The organism is Kaistia defluvii (assembly GCF_040548815.1).
In the GTDB taxonomy this organism is placed as follows: Bacteria; Pseudomonadota; Alphaproteobacteria; order Rhizobiales; family Kaistiaceae; genus Kaistia; species Kaistia defluvii_A.
Window position 1 is genome coordinate 603,844 of the sequence record NZ_JBEPSM010000003.1, and the last position, 19,372, is coordinate 623,215.

The following is a 19,372-nucleotide window of genomic DNA, read 5'->3' on the forward strand; positions in this document are numbered from 1 at the left end:
CGGTCCCCAGTTCCGGACCGGAGCGCCGCCTAGTCCAGAGGAAGAGCCGCCGCATTCATGGCTGACGGTCCCCGCACCCACGGAACAGCCAACGGGGCTTCGGCAAGCGACGCGGGGCCCTGGCCGCTGGCGCTTGCCGTTGTCGCGGCTTCCTTCCGTCGTGGCATCTGGTGGATCCTGCTCGCCGGCGTCGTGTTCGGCGGGCTCGGCTTTGTCGCCAAGTCCTTCCTGCCGCAGCGCTATTCCGCCACGGCGCAGTTCCTGCTCGATCCGCGCGGATTGCCGGTGTTTCCAGGCGACGTCTCGACGGCGCAATTCGACGCCAACAGCCAGATCGGCGTCGTCGAGAGCCAGATGCGCGTCCTGACCTCGGAGCGGGTGCTCTCGAAGATCCTGCGCGACGAGAGCCTGATGAACGAGCTGTCGCCAGAGGGAGACGAGGACGAGGCGGACAGGGGCGCGACGCCGGTCGAGCCGATGCCGCTGCGCCCAAGCCTGGATGCGGAGGGTGGCAATGCCGCGGCCTTGGCCGCGCTGCAACGGTCGATCACGGTCCAGCGCGCCGAGCGCAGCTTCGTCATTGACGTTACCGCGACCGCCCGCACGCCTGTCGCCGCGGCCCGTTTGGCCAATGCGGTGGTCAAGGCATACATCGAGGAAGATGCCGCCAACCGCGCTGCAGCCGCCCGGCGCCTGACCGACGAACTGACGTCCCGGCTCGACACGCTGCGCAAGCGGCTGAGCGACGCCGAGGCGCGGGCCAACGCCTTTCGCATCGAGAACGGGCTGATCAGCACCGGCGACAGGCTGGTGGTCGAGCAGAAGCTGGCCGACGCCGTCAACGCGGTGAGTGCCGCGCAAATCCGCCTGGATCAGGCGACATCGCGGGCGGCCCAGCTCGATTCCTCCGGCGGCGATCTTTCCATGCTGGGCGCCAATGACGACACGCGGTCTCTGACGCTGCTGATCGAACGGCAGAACGCCGCGCAGGAAGATCTGGCGACGCTTGCTGCCCGTCTCGGCGATCGCCATCCGGCGTTGACCGAAGCGCAGGGCCGGGTCGAGGTAATCCGCCGGCGCATCCGTCTCGAACTGGACCGCATCCGCTTCTCCGCGCGCGCCGATCTGGAGCGCGCCCGCACCACCGAGCAGGCCGTCGCCCGGTCGGTCGCGTCGCTCTCCGACGCCGTGGCCAAAACGCAGCAGGCGAAGATCGAGATGCGCACGCTGGAGCAGGAAGTCGAGACCAACCGCACGCTGCTCGAATCCTTCAAGACGCGCGCCCTGCAGGCGAGCGAATTCGGACGCATTGATCCAGGTTCGGTCCGGATCGTCTCCGTCGCGCAGCCCCCGCCCGCGCGCAAGTCCTTGACGGGCCAGGTGGCTTGGGCGGTCTTCGGCGCCCTGATGGGCATAATGCTGGCGGCGGCGTGGATCCTTCTTCGGGCGATGTGGCGGCTTGGCTCCCTGAGGGGCGCGCCGCCTCGCGTTGATCCGGATCAACGGCCTCCGTCTCGCCGTCCCACCGGTTTGCCCGGCGGGATCGCGCAGCCGTCCTGACGCGATGAGCCGGCATCCGAACCTGTTGCCCATGCGAGCCCTCCGATGAACCAAGGCAAGGGTTCGGCGAAGCCTCCGCGTCTGCTCGGCTGGATCGGCTGGGCGGGGGCCGATGCGATCGGACGGCTGGCGCTTCTGACCGGCAGCACCGTCATTCTGTCGCGCATGCTGGAGCCGCGCGATTTCGGCGTCAGCGCGCTGGTGCTGACGCTCGTCGCGGTCGCGTCGGTCTGCGTCGGCGCGCCATTCGAGGAGGCGCTGGCGCAAAGGCGCGCCTTGCGAAAGTCCCATCTTAGCGCCGCCCTGGCGGTAGCTTGGCTCGTGGCGCTCGGGCTGTTCGCCCTGTCCGTGGTCGGCGGATTCTGGCTGGGCCATGCCTATGGCGAGCCGGAAATGCGCGTGCTGCTGCCGGTCGCCATGCTGTCGATCTTCTTCAGCGGACATTCGGATATTGCGACCGCGCTGGCGCGGCGGCTGCATCGCTTCAACGACGTCGCCATCGCCACGTTGGGCGGCCACGCGATCGGCATCGCGCTCTCGCTGGCGATCGCCTTTGCCGGGGGCGGCGTCTGGGCGCTGATCGCGCAGCGCCTGCTTGTCGTGGTTGCCCGCGCCATCCTGCTGCAATGGCGGCTCGGCTTCCTGATCCTGCCGCGCTGGTCGATGGCGCATCTCGGCCATATCGGCCGCTTCGCGCGCATCTCCTTCTTCGACAGGCTCGCCGACAACCTCACCTATCTCGCCTTCAACAATGTCGTCGGCGCGCTCTATGGCGTCACCGTTCTTGGCTATGTGAACATGGCGATGCGGCTGATCGAACCGATCCGCGGGGCCATCGTCGCGACGTCGCACAATCTCGCCTTTTCCTATTTCGCCGGCGCCAGCTCGGATCCGCGCCGGCTGCGCGACCGGGTCGAGCCCGTCGTCGCCAACGCCGCCTTCGTCATCGCACCGCTCTTCGTCGGCATGGCCGCCGTGACGCCGATCCTGCTGCCGATCGTCGCCGGACCGGGCTGGGACGGGGCGATCGATATCGCCATCTGCCTGGCGCTCGGCGCCGCCATCCTGCTGCCGGCGCGGCTGGTTTATACGGCGCTTTCGGCCAGCGCGCGGCCGGAATTCAGCCTGATCGGCTCGCTGTCCGGCTTCGGCGCGACCCTGTTGCTACTGGTCCTTGCCAGCCCGCTCGGTCCGATCAGCGTCGGCCTTTCCCGGCTGGTCGGCGATGCCGTGCAGTCGTTCCTGGCGATCGGCTTGCCCGCGCCCAATCTGGCCTGGCCGCAGCGCGAGCGCTTTCGGGCCCTGCTGCCGGCATGGAGCCTGGCGGGGGCGATGGGGCTCGTCGTGGCCGGAAGCGGACTCGTCTTGCAGGGGCTAAATCGTCCGCTGGCGCTGGTTATTTCCATCGGGATCGGCGTTGTCTGCTATGCCGTGCTCCTGGCTGTCTTCGCCCGTCCGGCATTCCGTAACCTGCTGGCGATCGTCCGGCCAAGCGCCCGCACAGCCCCGACCACGGAGTCCTGACCTGATGACCCTTTATCCCGATACGCGCCGTTCCGCCTTGGTAACCGGCGCGACGGGCTTCATCGGGTCGGTCGTCACTGCTTCCATGGCGGCGGGTGGCTATACGGTGCGTGCCGGCACGCGGCGGTCGCCCAGCAGCGCGGTCTCGCCGGAAGGCATCGTGCCGACGCCCTGCGATCTCGACGATCTCGCGCAGACCCGCGGCGCCGTGGCCGATGTCGAACTGGTCGTGCATGCCGCCTATGGCGACGAGGCGGCCATGGTGGCGCAATGCCGGCTGCTGCTCCAGGCCATGACCGAGGCCAGCGTGCCGGCCCTGGTCTATTTCAGCTCGATCGCGGTCTATGGCGACCGCACCGGCGTGATCGACGAAGGCATGCCGCCGGCCGGCTCGCTCGGCGCCTATGCCAGGGCGAAAATCGAATGTGAGACGCTTATTGACGCCTGGGCTCGTGACCCTTCCCATCCGCATCGCCGGGTCCTGATTCTCCGGCCGGGCATTGTCTATGGCACCGGCAGCCGCTTCTGGACCGACAAGCTTGCCGAGCGCATCGCCGCCGGCGCCTGGGGCAATTTCGGCCGCGCGGCCGACGGCCCGGCGCCTTTGGTGCATGTCGACGATATCGGCGCGCTGGTGGCGGGAGCAGGGCACGCGCTGCTCGCAGGCCAGAGCCTGGGCTGGCCGGCGCTGACGGTATTGAACGTCGTTGGCCCGGAGACGCCAACCTGGAATGTCTATTTCTCGGCTGTCGCACAGCGGATCGGTGCGCAGAGATTGCCATCGCTCGGCGGCATGAGGCTGGGCTTTCGCCAGTTCCTGGCCGTCGCGGCGAAGATCGGCCGCCGCCTGGGCCTGGCGGGATCGAAGCGCGCGGCCCTCGCGCCGACGCGTGCCGAGATGGCGATCTTTGGCCGCGATGCCGTCTACAGCACGCAGGCGGCCGCGAACCTCGGCCTCGAAGCCCGCATCGGCCTCGACGAAGGCCTGGCGCGAACGTTGTTTCCTCAACCGAAACTGTAGCGGCGGGCCGAACGCGCCGGCAGCAGCACCTGCTGGCCACCATCGAACTGGATCGGGATTTCCGCCAGCTCTGTCGTCGTGGGATTGGCCGCGTCGAAGCCAAGGACCGACAGGCAATCCGGCGTTTCAGTCGCTTCGAAGCGCAGATCGACCGTCGCCGACGAATCCGATTTGTTGATTACGATCAGTTGCACGCCCGGCTTGCCGTCTTCAGACGTCGAGGCATAGGCGACGAGATCCGGCGTGCCTTCGATCGTCACAGGAAGCGACCGGTCGCCGAAGCGCCGGCCTGTCGCATCGGTGCTGCGAAACAGCCGGTAGGCGTCGCCGAGCGACCCGGCGAGGCTGCCCCAATGGGTGGCGAAGGAAACGCCTTGCTGGCCGAACCGACCGAGCACGTCGGCCAGCGCCAGTCCCGACGCGATCTGGCCGGCGCCGCCATAGTTGAATTCCGTCACGGCGAGTTCGGTGCCGGGAAACACATGATCGGCGATGCGCCGCAGGCTCGGCAGCAGGGGCAGGCCGACCTCGCGATCGCCGCCGGCATCGGCCAGTGCCCGCACGACCCAGCTGTCCTCGCGAAAGCCCGCTTCGGTCAGCGATCGAGGGGCATCGAGCAGGGCGGCCGCCAGCGCCGGATCTTCGGAGCGGAATAGGTCGCCCCGGTTGCTGTAGGGGTACCAATGGACGTCGAGCGCATCGAGCAGGCGGATGCCGTCCTGTTCCGAAGCCGTGCGAAACGCATCCAGATAGGCGGCGAGGAAGCTGCCATGCTGCCGGTAGTCGCTCCAGTCCGGCGCATCCTGGAACGAGACCATCTCCGACGCACCCCAGCTGACGGGGCCGAAGACGCGCGCGGCGGGATCGGCGCGCTTGATGGCGCGGGCCGCCGCGAGCGATCGGTCGAGAAAGGCTCGGATCGTCGGCTTGGACGTGACCACGCGGGGATGCGTCTCTGCCCAGAGACCGGGCTCGTTGTCGAGTGCATAGGCATGGATACCGCGCTCGCTGTCGGCGCCGCCATAGCGCGCGACCAGCCGGGCGAGCAGTTGCGGAATGTCCGCGACGGCCGGCACGATGGGATCGCCGGCCTTGGCGCCGGGTTCCCAGCGCGTCGGCACGAAACGGGGCGACGGGGCGCTCGCCTCCGGTGGCACGGGACCCGCGAAATCGGCCGCGACATAGCCCGCGAGCGGGACAGTGACGAGGCTCTTCGCGCCCATGGCGAGCGAGGCCTCGTGCATCGTCTCGATCAGCAAGGCCGGCTTTTGCCACTCGCTCTCTGCCAGGCCGAGCGCATTGAGCAGGAAGGGGCCGTTGGCGTGATGATAATCCTTGCCGGAATTGGCGGCGTTGTTGACCCAGTTATAGGTCGTCATCAAATTGCCGCCGAGCCGGCGCGCGGTGACGCCTGCGGCCCGGTCCAGTTCGGCCGAGGGCGCGCCGCCATCCATCGTGCCGATCTCGTTCGAGCCGTAGATCAGCGGGCTTATCGGCGTTCCCGGCCCGCCATCCTGCATGCGGACCATCCATCGGCCGCCGGATTGGGCCCTGGCCGGCAGGGCGCCCAGCAGGCCCGACCCGAGGCCGCCGGCAAGCACCGTCCGCCGGGTCGGTCCGGCGCGGTGTCGGTAGCTCACGAGACCAGGCCCGATCCATAGAGGGCAGGGCGGAAATGGCGCATCCAGAACACCTTGCCCAGCCCGCCGCGCACCTTCACCCGCGCCTTTTCCGACCGGATCCGATCGAACGGCGCGGTGGCGATGGCGGCGATGCCGTGCAGGACAATCTGCGCCATGCCGGCGCACATCCAGAAGGCGATGCGGCTCCATTCGACCGGTTGGGCCTTGTGGTGCGTCAGCACGCGGATCTGGCCGCTCAGAAACTTGCGCTTGCGGACATAGGCCCAGTTGAGCCGGCGTTCCGGCACCCATTCGGTCACGTTCGCCTCGGCCGACCAGGCGAAGCGCTTTCCCTCGTCGACCAGGCGCTTCAGCAGCAGCGTATCCTCGCCCCCGGTCTCGTTCAAGCTGGTGTCGAATGGGCCACCTTCGCCCTGCAGGCAGCTTGCGCGGTCGAACATCGAATTGTTGGTGCCGAGATAGGGTGCGAGATCGGTGACGTCCTCGCCATCCATCCGGTCGAAATGGCGCGAAAAATAGGGCGCCAGCGGCCCGATCTCGCGATCGCCCTCGGCCTTCGCCGACACGGGGCCGAACACCGCCTGGGCGCCACTACGGCGCGCGATCTCGACATGCCGGCTGAGCCAGATCCCCGACGCCTCCTCGTCATCATCAAGGAAGGCGACCCAGCGCCCCTGCGCGGCGGTCACGCCGGCATTGCGCGCATTGGCGACGCCGGGCACGGGCATGGAGATGTAGCGCACCGGCCGATTGCAGCCGGCGGCCATCGCCTCCACAAGCCCCCGCGCATTGCCATCGGAAGAATTGTCGATCACCAGGATCTCGACCTCGAGATCGGCCAGATCCGACTGAGCAAGCGCGCTCGTGACGGCGCGCTGCAGTGCCTTCGGCCGGTTCAAGGTGGGAATGACGATGGAAACACTACCCACCCGGAAGCCTTCTTGCTCTGCTTGGATCTCGCGTCCCGGCCGGCCGAATGGCGCGCCGTAGGACGATCTTTACTGTTGGACGCCGATCCTACGAATCTATGATTGCAAGGCAAGCGGATGGTCATGGTAGACGAACTTGCCGCACCGTCCATACCGGGCGGGGCAGGCGTGGCCGAAGCCCGCGCGACGGGTGCGATCCTGGCGTCTCGGAGTCGATGAGATGAGCGATGCCCCGACGCCGGCAAGCCTGCGAAATTTGGCGGATGCGCGCGGCCTGGCCCGCGCGGCCGGCGACAGCCTGCACGGCGTGCTGCTGGCTGGCTTCATGCTCTACACCTTTATCGGCACACGCCCCTTTGCCGATGCCTCCGTTGCCGAGCGCGTCGAGGGCAGCCCGCTCGACCGCTTCGCCGTTCTCGGGCTCTTCCTGCTCGCCCTCGTCACGATCGTCGTTCATTACCGCGCGGCGGCGACGCTCTTTATCCGCAACCTGCCCCTGGTCGCTTTCACCGGTTTCTGCATGGCCAGCATGGTCTGGTCGGACTATCCCGGCCTGACGCTCCGCCGGGCGCTGCTCCTTGTCTTCCTGACCACGATCGCCGCCGGCATCGCGGCCAGCCTTCAGGATGTTCGTCGGTTTCACACCTGGTGGTTTCTCGGACTAACGGGCGTGATGCTGGTCAATCTGGTGGGGACGGCGCTCTGGCCCGGCGTCGCGATCACCGATATCGGCGTCCGCGGCCTCTATACCCAGAAGAACGTCGCCGGCCTGGTGGCCATGATCACGGTGATCTGCGGCGCGACCTGGATATTGGGCGCGACGCGGGCCCGTTCCGTCGGCCTCGGCCTTCTGATGCTTCTGCCGGCGCTGCTCTTCCTGATTATCACCAAGTCCAAGACATCGATCGGACTGACCGGTGTCGCGGTGATGATGATCGCCGTGCTCGCCTGCGCCGAATGGTTGGGCGCGCGCTTCGTGCTTCTGATGATCGCGCTGGGGCTCCTCGCCGTCACGGCGCTGCTTGGCCTGTTCGCGGTGTTCGACTTCAACCTGGATGCGCTGCTGACCGCCACGCTGGGCGACGCCTCCTTCACCGGGCGCGACGAACTCTGGGCCTTTGCCCTTCGTTCGGCGCAGGAACGCTTCTGGCTCGGCCATGGCTATGGCGCCTTCTGGGATGTCGGCCTCGCTGCCGATCCGTTGCAGCGGCTGGAGCCGGGCACCTGGCTCGGCGATGTGGAGATCGGCACGATTAACCAGGCGCATAACGGCTATCTGGAACTCTGGCTGCATGTCGGCCTGCCGGCGACGATCGCCGCCGCGCTGATCGTGGCGGCGGGCGCTCTATCCGGCACGGCGCAGGCGATCGCCGGGCCGCTGGGCCGGCCGGCGCGCGCGGCGATCGGCTTCCTGGCGATGCTGCTCTGGCTCTATCTGCTGCACAACCTGACCGAAGCGACCCTGTTCATGCGCGGCACGGTGCTTTCCAATGTCGCGGTGCTCTGCCTGTTCGTGCTGTCGCGGGGGCGGGATTTCGCAGCCGGTGCTGGCCGCGCCTAGTGCGTTGGTCTAGGAAGGCGCGAATGGCGGGGGCAGCAGGCTTGAACAAGATGGGGGCGGCCGAGGCGGAGGCGATCGATCTTTCGATCATCCTCTGCACCTATCGGCGCGAGGAACTTCTCGGCAAAGCGCTGGCAAGCATCCGCGCACAGGCTATACCGCCCGGCACCCGGCTTACCGTGGTCGTGGCGGACAACAGCGATGACGGATCGGCGGCGTCGGTGGTCGCCGCGGCCGACGCGGCGAGCCCGTTCGAGGTTCGCTATGTCGAGGCCCATCCCGCCAACATTTCGGTCGCGCGCAATGTAGGCATCCGCGCCACCACCTCGCCGTTCATCGCCTTCATAGATGATGACGAGGAACTGGCGCCGGGTTGGCTGGAGGCCGTGGTCACCGGGCTGCGGCAGCATCCGCATGACGTTTTCTTCGGCGGCGTCGATCCGATGTTCGAGACCCCCGATCGCGTGACTCCGGCGATCCACACGCTGTTTTCCCGCCAGATCGAGGCGCCGTCCGGCCAGGATGTCGTGGCGCTCGGCAAAAGGCGCGAGCGGGTCATCACGGTGGCGACCTGCAATTCGATCTTCCGCCGCGCCACCACGCTTGCCGATGCCGAGCCGTTCAATCCGCGCTTCGGCCATGCCGGCGGCGAGGATCTCGATCTCTTTTGCCGGCTGCAGGCGCGCGGCCGCGGGTTCGGCTGGCTGCCGGATGCGCGGGTGTCGGAATTCGTGCCGGCGTCGCGCTGCGATCCAGCCTATCTCCGCCGCCGCTTCTTCGCCGGCGGGCAGGTCTATGCCGAAGCGGTGGCCGGCAACAGCCCGTCACCCGTTCTCACCCGCTGGTGGCTGCGCGCCAAGGCGCTGGTGCAACTGGGCCTGCTGGCGGTGCGCTATCCATTTGTTCGCCGAAAGGGTCCGGCGGCGCAGGCCGATTTCCGCTATCGCTGGGCGGGCGTGCTCGGCAAGCTGTCGCTCGGCAGCCTCTATCCCGTCTACCGCGAGGCCGATCCGGCCAAACGCGCTGCCTCCTGATCCTGCTCGGCCGCGAGCGCCGCGACCCGGTCAAAGATGGCTTGCCGCTTCGTCATCGACGTGTCGATGGTCGACTGGATCAAGCAGGTGACGTGCTCCGGCCGCAGCGAGCGCACAAATGATTCCTCGTCCTCGGCGCCGGCGAATTCGTCGCCCCAACGCGAGTGGCAGAGCGTGAAGGATTCGGGCATCAGCCCGGCCGCGTCGAGGCCCAGGAACTTGTCGGCATAGACGCCGTAGAGGACGTATTCGGCGAAATGCGGCGTGCGGGCGAGCACGATGCGCCAGTCGCGGCCGGCGATGGCCTCGATCCGCTCGATCATGCCGCGGATGACGGAGCGCCGCCAGACGACGAAGGGGTTGATGTATTCGGCGCCGTAATAGCGGCTGGCGGGCAGGCCGAGCAGCTCACCTGCCGTCTCCTGCCAAACGCGATGCGTCTCCAGATCGACCATTTCGGGGTTGCGATAGATCCGCACCTTGCCGTCCCAGGCGAGGTGCTCGAGCTTCAGCGGTCGGATGAAGACATTGTCGCTATCGATATGGGCGACGATCTCGGCCGTGGCGTTGGCGGTTGCCGCGATCTTCATGATCTGCTGCGCGATCCAACCGCGCACCAGCGGGCTGTAGGGCGTCGCATACATGTTGCGGCGGGGGAGGTGCAGCCGCCGCCGCCATTTTGGGCCTGGCAGCGGCAGCTTCATGAACCACCGCGGCAGTAGGTCTTCCTGCGCGGCGACGATGCGACGGTCCGAGGCGAGATCGGCGAAGAGGGGCAGGTCGGCGCGCGGCACGTAAAGGCTGTGCGGGATGGTCGCCGGCACGAAGCGGTCAATGCTCTCGCACAGCATCCGGCAGACGTCGAGATCGCCCCGGAACGAACAGGTGATCAGATTGGCTTCGGGGGCGGGCGCGGTCATCGTGCCCAGTCCATCGGCTCGATCGGTGCGAAGCGCGACTGCACGCGGGCAGGGCGGTCGAAACGCTCGGGATATTGCAGCATCTCCGTCACTTCCGTCACATGCACGGCGAAATCCTCGTCGAGCCGCGACCGGCGACCTTCCCGGATCGCGGCGGCCAATTCCGCCGGCCCGCGCATGAAATCCATGGTCGGCTTGCCGCGCCCGCCCTTGAACGGCACGGGGCGCGCCATCGGGAGGCGCTTGCCGAGGCCGCCGCCGAGACGCCGCTCGATCAGCCGCGCGATCCGTCCCTCGCCGGGGCGGCGCAGGATGACCGGCGAGGCGTAGTCCCACGGTTCCTTGATTTCGAGCGTGCCCGTCTCGCCGATGATCCGCATGCGATGGTCATAGGGTGCGACGATCGAATTGGTGAGCCGCGCAACGACGCCGCTTTCATATTCGATGCAGCCGACGGAGAAGTCCGGCGCGGGATGGGCGAGCGGCGGCGTGGTCTGCTTGTCGGGCACCAGCAGGGCCGAGAAGGCGGTGACCCGCGTCGCCGCGCCGAACATCGCGCCGAAGATGGTCAGCGCGTAGCCGGCATGCTCATAGGTGCAACCGGTCTCGAATTCGCCACGTCCCGGCCAGGGCTTGCCGCTGCGGCTCAGCCAGTCGCCATACTGCGTGCGGTGGATCATGCCGTCGTCGAGTTCGGCATAGGCGAGCAGCACCTTGCCGATCGTGCCGGCCCGGATTGCGGCCCAGGCCGTCTGCAGACTTTCGCCAAGGACATTGCAGGGCGCGGAGGCGAGCCGGACGCCGGCATCGCGCGCGCGATCGCGCAAGGCGGCGGCCTCGCTGGCCGTCATCGCCAGCGGCTTCTCCGAATAGACATGCTTGCCTGCGGCGATCGCGGCCTCGGTGACGGCGGCGTGGCTCTCGGGATCCGTCAGGTTCAGAACGATCGAGCAGGCGGGATCGGCCAGCACTGCCTCGAGCGAGGCATAGGCGGGGTCGCCCCATGTCGACCGATAGGCGGCAAGCCGCCCAGCGTCGCGGTCATAGGCGCCGGTCAGGCGCAGCGTGCCGTCATGCAGGGCGAGGCATTGTCGGTAGGAATCCGCGACATAGCCGCAGCCGATGATCGCGATGCCCGTGCCCTGATCCGCCGCCATGCGCTGTCCGTTCCCCCGGCCAATTGTCTGTCCTGCCTCGCCGCTGTCGCGACCCGGCGGACCATCCATAGAAGCTGCACGCTTTCCGGGTGGTTACTCGGATGGGTCAGGCTGGAAGATTGGCGACGTAGCGCGCAACGAGGCGTTCGATGCCGATCTGGTCGTCGGCGTCGAACCGGCCGGCCCTGGGGCTGTCGAGGTCGAGCACGCCCAACACCCGCCCGTCGCGGATCAGCGGTACCACCAGCTCCGATTGCGATGCCGCATCGCAGGCGATGTGGCCGGGAAAGGCATGCACGTCCGGAACCAGGATCGTCTCGCGCTTTGCCACCGCCGTGCCGCAGACGCCCTTGCCGATCGGGATGCGGACGCAGGCCGGCTTGCCCTGGAAAGGGCCGACGACGAGCACGTCCGTGCCCTCGGGCAGGAAATAGAACCCGGCCCAGTTCAGCTCCGGCATCGCGTGATAGAGCAGCGCCGACATGTTGGCGGCGTTGGCGATCGCGTCGGGCTCGCCCTCGATCAGCGAAGCCAGTTGCTGGTCGAGCTCGAGATAGAAGGCGGGCTTGGCGGCGGGGTTGGCAATCGGCGTCGAATCGAACATCGGCATCTCGCGTGCTTGTCACCGGGAGGGCTGATCCACTTGCGCCCCCCGGCCTCTGGAATTGCCTATAGGCGGTCTCGATCGGTTTGGCGAGGAACCGCGTTTCCTGCCCGAGGCGCGGCTCAGCGTGGCGATGTTTCGACGCGGCGGACGATGTCGCAAGTGCCGGAATATTGACGAGCTTTGCCGGAAACCCGTATGGGGGACAGGGGAAATACGGTTGCATCCTGGCTGATGGACTCTGATTCGCGTGTAGTTCCGCCAGCCGATTGCGATCTTCCGACACGGTCCGATCTTGCCGAGAGATGCATCCAATGCCCCTCCATCTGCCCGCCCTGAACGTCTCTTCCGCCAAGCGGCCCGGGCCTGCGGGCGCAGGATTGCGAACCGTCTTGCTGTCGCTTGGCATCGTGGCCGGAGCCAGCGGGACCGCTTCGGCGGCCGATATCCTGCCCGTGCCGGAAGCCGCCATGGCAGCGCCGGCCTCGGGGTGGACCTTCACCGTCGCGCCTTATGTCTGGGCGCCGTCCACGTCTGGAAATGTCGGGTTCGGCCCGGTGAAGGCGTCGTTCGAAATGGATTTCTCGCAGATCTGGGACCATCTCGATTTCGCGGCCATGGGCGTGGTCGAGGCGCGCTATGACCGCTTCTCGGTCTTCTCCGACCTTCTCTATATGAAGCTCTCGGCCGATGCGAAGCTGCCCTATGGAATCGGCGCGGAGCTGGGCACAGAACTGCTGCAGTGGACGCCGGCCGCCGCCTATTCGCTGATCAAGACCGATCGCGGCAATTTCGATGTTCTGGCAGGCGCGCGGATCTGGTCGGTCGAGGCGTCACTCAATGTCACGGACGCGCCGCTGCAACTCGGCCTCGACCGTCGTCACAGGGCGACCTGGGTCGACGCTGTGATCGGCGTCAAGGCGCAGTATTCCCTGACCGATTCCGTGTTCGTGAGCGGCTGGGCGATCGCCGGTGGCGGCTCCTCCGATTCCAATTGGGATCTGCTCGGCGCGGTTGGCTACAAGGTCAATGACCGTTTCTCCGCCTTGGCCGGCTATCGCGCGCAGGGCATCGACTACGAAGACGGCCCCTTCGTCTTCGACTCCGTCATCCAGGGACCGATTCTCGGCGGCACGATCAAGTTCTGAGCCGCGCCGTCCCCTCGCTCCCCCGAACTCATGTGAGGAGTTTTCCATGAAGAAGCGTCTCTCCCGATCCGCAGCACTCGCCCTTTCGGCCGCGATGCTGATGCCAACCCTGACCGGCTTTGCCGATGCCTGCACCCGCACCCTTTTCGTCGGAGACGGCCAGATGGTGGCGACCGGGCGCAACATGGATTGGAAGGAGGACATGTTCTCCAACCTCTGGGCGTTCCCGGCGGGAATCGAGCGCGATGGCGCATCCGGTCCGCAATCCCTCACCTGGACGTCCAAGTATGGCAGCGTCATCACCTCGGGCTACGAGGCCGGATCGACCGACGGAATGAACGAGAAGGGCCTGGTCGCCAACATTCTCTATCTGGCGGAATCGCAGTATCCGGCGCCGGTGGCGGGCCGTCCCTTCCTGTCGATTTCGTTGTGGGCCCAGTATGTGCTCGACAACTTCGCGACGGTGGATGAGGCCGTTGCCTATCTGCGCACCGAGCCGTTCAACCTGCTCGCTCCGGCGCTCCCCAACGGCTCGCCCGCCGCGCTTCATCTTGCCATGTCGGATGCATCCGGCGATTCCGCGATCTTCGAATATGTCGAAGGCAAGCTGATCATCCATCACGGCAAGCAGTACACCGTGATGACCAATTCGCCGACTTACGATAAGCAGCTGGCGATGAACGAGTACTGGGAAGAGATCGGTGGCCTGGTCTTCCTGCCGGGCACTAATCGCGCCGCCGACCGTTTCGCCCGGGCCTCGTTCCTGCTGAGCGCGATCCCGAAAGAGGCGGATCCCAACTACATCAAGAGCGTGCCGCAGCACTCGTTCGACTATCAGGCCGTCGCCAGCGTCATGGGCGTGCAACGCGCCGTCAGCGTGCCGCTCGGGATCACGACGCCGGACCAACCGAACATCTCCTCGACCATCTGGCGTTCGATTTCCGATCAGAAGAACCGGATCTACTACTTCGATTCCGCGACCCGGCCGAACACCTTCTGGGTGTCGCTCGACAAGCTGGACCTGAAGCCCGGCGCGCCGGTCCAGAAGCTGACCATTCAGAACGGCGAGATCTTCGCCGGCGAAGTCGCGGCTGAATTCAAGCCGGCCAAGCCGTTCACCTTCCTGCCCGGCAATCCGGAATAGCGCAGGACAGTCAGCGTGCCGGATCGCCTCACCTTGAGGGCGGTCCGGCCTTCCTCGGGATCCACTTATCGGAGCTTCCCGACAAGCCATCCTGCGTGTGCTATTGGGGCCGCGCTCAGCGAATCCTCCCGCATCGGAAGGCTCCGGCGCCCCGGAGAAACGTCACGCCGCATTCATCGGCGGAGCCATGAAAAAGGGGCCGAAACACTGGCTTTCACGAGTGTTTCTCGCGGCCCTTCCGCAGGAATTCATCGGCTGATCTGGCATGCCGATCGTATGGCATAAGAATAATTCATTGACATTCGGCGGCTGCCATCGTAAATAGAGCACGCTGAGTTTTGGTTGACGGGCTTTGATTGCCGCGCGATTAGCACCGCGCTCGAACGAACCTTCCTTTCAAAAATCACTACATTACGCCATGGCGACGTCTCGCCGTGGTTGTGCAATTTGCTATGGAGGGTTCATCATGACCACTGGCACCGTTAAATGGTTCAATTCCACCAAGGGCTTCGGATTTATCGAGCCTGACAATGGCGGCCCGGACGCCTTTGTGCACATCTCCGCCGTCGAGCGCGCTGGAATGCGCGAACTGGTCGAAGGCCAGAAGCTCGGCTACGAGGTTGAGCGCGACGCCCGTTCGGGCAAGATGTCGGCCTGCAATCTTCAGGCTGCTTAATTAGGGATCTGCTTTCCTTTGACCACGGATGTACTGGCACTGTTGAAAGCATGAGACCAATCAAGGTCAGGCAGATTGCCTGGCCTTTTTTCTTGTCCGTCTTCAGATCGGAATGATCATGACAGAGATCAACACCAAATCTCGCCAAACGGCGGACGTCGCCTTTGGAAAAGCTCAGTCTCAGTTCGTCGCGCGCAAGCGCGTGTTCGATGAACTGGATCTGATCGTCGTCGCTCGCGACGAGAAGACCGTACGCCTGCGCGAGGCACGCCTCGCGAAGGAAGCCCAGGATCAACTGACGGTCCTGGCGAAGAAGCCTTCAAAGCTCGCTTCGAAGGCCTGAATATCCTTCCGTTTGAAACGTCATTGGAACTTAAGTTTGAAAAACGTCGCCGATAAATTCGTAGACCGTCGCAGCACCTCCGCCGATGCCAAGGCCGCCGCCCTGCGCGCGTATCTCGCCGCCAAGGAAGCTGCCGAACCGACGCTGCTCGCCCGTCAGGCTGAGCGCAAAGCCGTTGCCGAAGCCCGGGACGCGCGCCGCATGGAGCGCGAGCGGGTCAAGGCCGAAGAGAACGAGCGCATTCGCGCCGAAGCCGCCGAGCGCGAGGCCGCCATCGAGGCTGCCGCCCGCGCCGAGAGCGACGAGCGCGAAGCTGCTCAGAAGAATCGCGTTTCGCGCGTCATCGAAGACGAAGCGGCTCGCAAGGCCGAGCGCGACCGGCGCTACGCCAACCGCAAGGCCCGGCAGGCCTAACGCGCTTTTCCGCGAAGCGCCTGCCGCTTTGCTGAAACAATACGCGACCTCATGAAGAGCCAACGCCCGTTGGCCCGGACGGCATCCACGCTGCCCGGGCTATGCACTGGGCCGCGCGATGTGGTTCATTCGGCGAGGTTCTTGGGGTTCAGCGACAGTGTGATGACGATCCCCTCGGGCGACCAGTCCGTGTGGATGGTGCCGCCCAACTGCCCGGTCACGCTCCGGTGCAGCAGCCGGCTGCCATAGCCTTCATCGGCCGGTGGCTCGACGGATGGGCCGCCTCGCTCCGTCCAGACGATGCAGACCTCGCCTTGCGTGCTCGTCCCGGAAATATCCAGCAGACCCGACCCAACGGATAGCGCGCCATATTTCAGCGAGTTGGTGGCAAGCTCATGGATGATCAGCGCCATAGAGGTTGCGGATTGTTCGCCCACGCCCATCCGGGGCACCGCCACCCGGATACGGCCGCTGAACGCACCGGAATCGTCATAGGGCGCCAGAAGCACCGCGATAATGTCGCCGAGCAGCGCGGCCCGGCCCTGGTGGCCCGGAAGCGGACGCACCAAATCGTGCGCCCTGCCAAGGGCGGTGAGGCGCGCCGTCAGTTCCTTGGCCATTTCCTGGACCGTGGTGGATGAGCGCGAGGTGATCGCCGTCAGACCCGCCGCGATCGCCAGGAGGTTCTTCACCCTGTGGCTCATTTCGCCGGCGAGAAGCTCGTTGCCTTCCTCCGCCTGCTTGCGACCGGTCACATCCAGGAAGACGCCCGACATCTGGCCTCGGTGCAACCCCTCGTCATTGCCGAGCCCACGGGTGGAAATCCATCGGATCTCTTCTCCGATCAGGATGCGAAAATCGATCTCATAGGCGCCGACGATGGCCCGTGTCGCGGTGAACGCCGCTCGGACCCGGTCCCGATCTGCTGGGTGGATCCGGGAAGACAGGTCCTCGAAGGTCACGCTGCCGGACTGCGGAAGGCCCCAAAGCTCAAAGCCCTGCTCGTCCATCGCGAAGTCGTCGCTCTCCACGGTCCAGGACCAGAGCGCAACGCCCGCCGCATGCAGCGCCCGCTTCAGGTTCTCGGCTTTCCACAAGCGTTGGTCTTCATCGACGACGGGCATGGCAGGCTCCTAGATCCGCGAGTTGATCAGATCCTGCGACGCCGCGCCAGCCTTGCCGGATGCGACCGACGATGGCAGATCCAGCGATCTCAGGAGATTCCGAAGGTTGCGGAGGGTTGGCCGACGCCAGCCCAGATTGGGCCGCGAGACGGCCCATCCCTGCAATCCAGGGATGTGGTCTGTCAACTGTCCAACTGAGCAGGCGTCTCCCGCCAGCCTCCCTCCTACATTGTGGGCCGAGTTGCAAGCGCCGGTGGGCGCGCAAACCGTTTAAGGCGGCTGCGCCGGTTCCGCGCGACCTTTTGATGGCCACTACCAAGGGCAGGCTGATCCGAAATTAATGCAACTCTTTGGTGTAAAAGTGTTGATTCAAAATCATACCTAAGTCTATGTTCGATTATGCGTCTCCAGATTCGAGATTAATGATCATTATAATGGCTTAGGGGCTGGGATATGACGGCTGTTATACAGGATATTGTTTCAATATTCTTTGTTTTGGCACTTGGCTATTTTGGTGGCAAGAGGAATATATTCGATCAGGACCAAGCAGCGGGCTTCAATAAGCTTGTCCTCGATTTCTGCCTGCCGGCTGTTCTTTTCGTATCGATCGTCAAATCGTCGCGGGAAGAACTGTTTTCGGACAGCCGCATTTTTCTGATTTCGGTTGCCGTTCTGATCGGCTGGTACGTCGTCGCCTTCCTCGGCGCCAAGCTGGTTTTCAAGCATGACAAGCAGGAAGCCGGCATTGCGGGACTGAGTGCCGCCGCGCCGACGGTCGGCTTTCTCGGCATCGCCGTCCTGGCGCCCTTGTTCGGGGGCGCGGCTGCCCTGAGCGTTGCGGTGCTGGCGCTCATCGTCAACGTGCTGCAGGTGCCGCTGGGCATGTTCTTCGTGGCCCCCGCTGGAACCAAGCCGGCCGCGGCATTGGCCCGCGCGATCAAGGAACCCGTCGTCCTGGCGCCGCTGATCGCCGTCGTCCTGGTTCTGGTCGGCGTCCGCGTGCCGGACCTGATCGATCCACCGCTGACGCTGATCGGTCATGCCAACTCGGGCGTGGCGGTGTTTGCGGCAGGCCTCGTCCTCTCGGCGCACAAGTTCGAATTCGGCGTCGAAGTCGTCTGGAACAGCCTCGTCAAGATGATCCTCATGCCGGCCACCATGCTGGCGGCGGGTCTGTATTTCGGGGTCTCCGGAGCCCGTCTGGAAGAAATCGTCCTGCTCGCGGCATTGCCGCCCGCCTTCACCGGCATCGTCATGGCGGGTCGGTTCCAGACCTATGTCTCCCTCGCCTCGTCCACCCTGATCGTCTGCGTTCTCGCCTTCGCCGTCGCGGCGCCGGCCTGGATCGCGATCGTTCGTCACTTCGTGGCCGGTTAGCGCTGCGGTCCCAATCCTCACCTTCAACCCAAGGAGAATGCACATGGCTGAGACGACTCTGTCCTTCAAGTATCAGCTCGAAAAGGAAAAGCCGCGGCTTGGACCGGGCGGCATCACCCGGGGCGCCTCGGTGCATCAGTTCCCGGCCAGCCAGGGCATCGCCGGCGTCTCGATGCGCGTCGAGCCCGGCGGTATGCGGGAACTTCATTGGCACGCGAATGCCGCCGAATGGGGCTATGTGATCTCGGGCAGCGTTCGCACGACGCTGATGCGCCCGGATGGAAGCTGGGCCATCGACACGTTCTCGCCCGGCGACATCTGGTATTTTCCGCGCGGCTGGGGTCATTCGATCCAGGGCGTCGGCCCGGACGAGTGCCACTTCATCCTGATCTTCGACAACGGTGATTTCTCCGAAGATCACACCTTCAGCATCACCGACTGGCTGGCGCATACCCCGCCGGAAGTGGTCGCGCAGAGCCTCGGCATTTCGCCCGAGGAAGTGGCCCTGCTGCCGAAGGGCGAGGCCTATTTCGCCAAGGGCGCCGTGCCGGATGACGCGTCGTTCATCTCGGCCCCGCAGAAGGATCCGAAGCTGGTCACCACCCATCGCTATCCGCTGATGGCGCAGGAGCCGCGCCGGGTGCCGGGCGGCGGTGTCCAGCGCACGGTGACGGTCGACGAGTTCCCGATCTCGACGACGATGGCCGGGTCGGTGCTGGAGATCCAGCCGGGCGCCATGCGCGAACTGCATTGGCATCCGAATGCCGACGAATGGCAGTATTTCCTCGAAGGCACCGCCGAGATGGCCGTCTTCCTGGCCGAGGCGACGACGGTCACGGACCAGTACGAAGCGGGCGATATCGGCTACGTGCCGATGGGCGCCGGTCACTACATCAAGAACACGGGCACCACGGTCCTGAAGGTTCTGATCGGCTTCAACAGCCCGAAATATGAATCGAACGATCTGTCGACCTGGCTGGCGACAAACCCCGCGGACGTTCTCGTGACCAATCTCGGCTTGCCGCCGGAGACGGTCGCGAAGCTGCCGAAGGAAGAGCACTTCTTCGTTCCCAAGCGCTAGCCCGCCAAGGGCGGGGAGGGCGGCAACGCTCTCCCGTCCGCCTCGGCCGGAACAACACGAAAAGGGGCGCCCACTGGGCGCCCCTTGCATGTCGGTACCACTCTGTAGACCC

At 65.8% G+C, this 19,372-nt stretch carries 18 protein-coding genes; 12 read left to right on the top strand and 6 right to left on the bottom strand.

Annotation, left to right across the window (positions count from 1 at the left end; genetic code table 11):
- The first annotated feature begins 57 nt into the window (after positions 1-57).
- The 3 genes from ABIE08_RS19670 to ABIE08_RS19680 are packed head-to-tail and all read left to right on the top strand — an operon-like array spanning position 58 to position 4,105.
- Complete coding sequence (locus tag ABIE08_RS19670) at positions 58-1,560, top strand: GumC family protein (protein WP_354553530.1); 1,503 nt, start codon at positions 58-60, stop codon at positions 1,558-1,560.
- 45 nt (positions 1,561-1,605) lie between these two features.
- Positions 1,606-3,084 (top strand): oligosaccharide flippase family protein, encoded by a 1,479-nt coding sequence (locus ABIE08_RS19675; RefSeq protein WP_354553531.1) that lies wholly within the window; start codon positions 1,606-1,608, stop codon positions 3,082-3,084.
- A gap of 4 nt (positions 3,085-3,088) precedes the next feature.
- Entirely contained in the window at positions 3,089-4,105 is a 1,017-nt protein-coding gene (locus ABIE08_RS19680) for an NAD-dependent epimerase/dehydratase family protein (protein ID WP_354553532.1), read from the top strand.
- Here the strand turns inward: ABIE08_RS19680 and ABIE08_RS19685 are convergent.
- Together ABIE08_RS19685 and ABIE08_RS19690 are read right to left on the bottom strand one after the other, a co-directional pair.
- Entirely contained in the window at positions 4,090-5,745 is a 1,656-nt protein-coding gene (locus ABIE08_RS19685; protein WP_354553533.1) for a glycoside hydrolase family 44 protein, read from the bottom strand. The genes ABIE08_RS19680 and ABIE08_RS19685 overlap by 16 nt on opposite strands.
- Complete coding sequence (locus tag ABIE08_RS19690) at positions 5,742-6,677, bottom strand: glycosyltransferase family 2 protein (RefSeq protein WP_354553534.1); 936 nt, start codon at positions 6,675-6,677, stop codon at positions 5,742-5,744. Before ABIE08_RS19690 ends, ABIE08_RS19685 begins: the two co-directional genes overlap by 4 nt.
- Positions 6,678-6,897: 220 nt before the next feature.
- On the opposite strand from ABIE08_RS19690, the gene ABIE08_RS19695 reads away from it, so the two are divergent.
- Positions 6,898-8,238: an O-antigen ligase family protein gene (locus ABIE08_RS19695; RefSeq protein WP_354553535.1), complete on the top strand. Its 1,341-nt coding sequence runs from the start codon at positions 6,898-6,900 to the stop codon at positions 8,236-8,238.
- Between the two features lie 23 nt (positions 8,239-8,261).
- Entirely contained in the window at positions 8,262-9,272 is a 1,011-nt protein-coding gene (locus ABIE08_RS19700) for a glycosyltransferase family 2 protein (RefSeq protein WP_354553536.1), read from the top strand.
- Here the strand turns inward: ABIE08_RS19700 and ABIE08_RS19705 are convergent.
- The 3 genes from ABIE08_RS19705 to ABIE08_RS19715 form a co-directional block, all read right to left on the bottom strand.
- Positions 9,233-10,192 (bottom strand): DUF6492 family protein, encoded by a 960-nt coding sequence (locus ABIE08_RS19705; RefSeq protein ID WP_354553537.1) that lies wholly within the window; start codon positions 10,190-10,192, stop codon positions 9,233-9,235. The two genes, ABIE08_RS19700 and ABIE08_RS19705, sit on opposite strands and share 40 nt — an antisense overlap.
- The gene (locus tag ABIE08_RS19710; protein WP_354553538.1) at positions 10,189-11,349 is read right to left on the bottom strand and encodes a Gfo/Idh/MocA family protein; all 1,161 of its coding nucleotides are present in this window, start codon (positions 11,347-11,349) and stop codon (positions 10,189-10,191) included. Before ABIE08_RS19710 ends, ABIE08_RS19705 begins: the two co-directional genes overlap by 4 nt.
- A 106-nt stretch (positions 11,350-11,455) precedes the next feature.
- The gene (locus ABIE08_RS19715; RefSeq protein WP_354553539.1) at positions 11,456-11,953 is read right to left on the bottom strand and encodes a GAF domain-containing protein; all 498 of its coding nucleotides are present in this window, start codon (positions 11,951-11,953) and stop codon (positions 11,456-11,458) included.
- A 314-nt stretch (positions 11,954-12,267) separates the two neighbouring features.
- Here ABIE08_RS19715 and ABIE08_RS19720 point away from each other — a divergent pair, with 314 nt between their 5' ends.
- The 5 genes from ABIE08_RS19720 to ABIE08_RS19740 all read left to right on the top strand — a co-directional run bounded on the left by ABIE08_RS19720 (position 12,268) and on the right by ABIE08_RS19740 (position 15,678).
- Complete coding sequence (locus ABIE08_RS19720) at positions 12,268-13,101, top strand: hypothetical protein (protein WP_354553540.1); 834 nt, start codon at positions 12,268-12,270, stop codon at positions 13,099-13,101.
- Positions 13,102-13,147: 46 nt separating this feature from the next.
- On the top strand, positions 13,148-14,245 hold the full coding sequence (locus tag ABIE08_RS19725; protein WP_354553541.1) for a linear amide C-N hydrolase: 1,098 nt from the start codon (positions 13,148-13,150) through the stop codon (positions 14,243-14,245).
- Positions 14,246-14,711: 466 nt separating this feature from the next.
- On the top strand, positions 14,712-14,921 hold the full coding sequence (locus ABIE08_RS19730) for a cold-shock protein (protein ID WP_354553542.1): 210 nt from the start codon (positions 14,712-14,714) through the stop codon (positions 14,919-14,921).
- Between the two features lie 118 nt (positions 14,922-15,039).
- Entirely contained in the window at positions 15,040-15,264 is a 225-nt protein-coding gene (locus ABIE08_RS19735) for a hypothetical protein (protein ID WP_354553543.1), read from the top strand.
- A gap of 36 nt (positions 15,265-15,300) precedes the next feature.
- Positions 15,301-15,678: a DUF6481 family protein gene (locus ABIE08_RS19740; protein ID WP_354553544.1), complete on the top strand. Its 378-nt coding sequence runs from the start codon at positions 15,301-15,303 to the stop codon at positions 15,676-15,678.
- A gap of 125 nt (positions 15,679-15,803) precedes the next feature.
- Here the strand turns inward: ABIE08_RS19740 and ABIE08_RS19745 are convergent, their stop codons facing one another.
- Entirely contained in the window at positions 15,804-16,802 is a 999-nt protein-coding gene (locus ABIE08_RS19745) for a sensor histidine kinase (protein ID WP_354553545.1), read from the bottom strand.
- 453 nt (positions 16,803-17,255) lie between these two features.
- Between ABIE08_RS19745 and ABIE08_RS19750 the strand changes: the two genes are divergently transcribed.
- Together ABIE08_RS19750 and ABIE08_RS19755 are read left to right on the top strand one after the other, a co-directional pair.
- A complete protein-coding gene (locus ABIE08_RS19750; protein ID WP_354553546.1) occupies positions 17,256-18,179 on the top strand; it encodes an AEC family transporter in 924 nt (307 codons plus the stop codon).
- Positions 18,180-18,222: 43 nt separating this feature from the next.
- A complete protein-coding gene (locus ABIE08_RS19755; RefSeq protein WP_354553547.1) occupies positions 18,223-19,260 on the top strand; it encodes a cupin domain-containing protein in 1,038 nt (345 codons plus the stop codon).
- Positions 19,261-19,372: the final 112 nt, after the last annotated feature.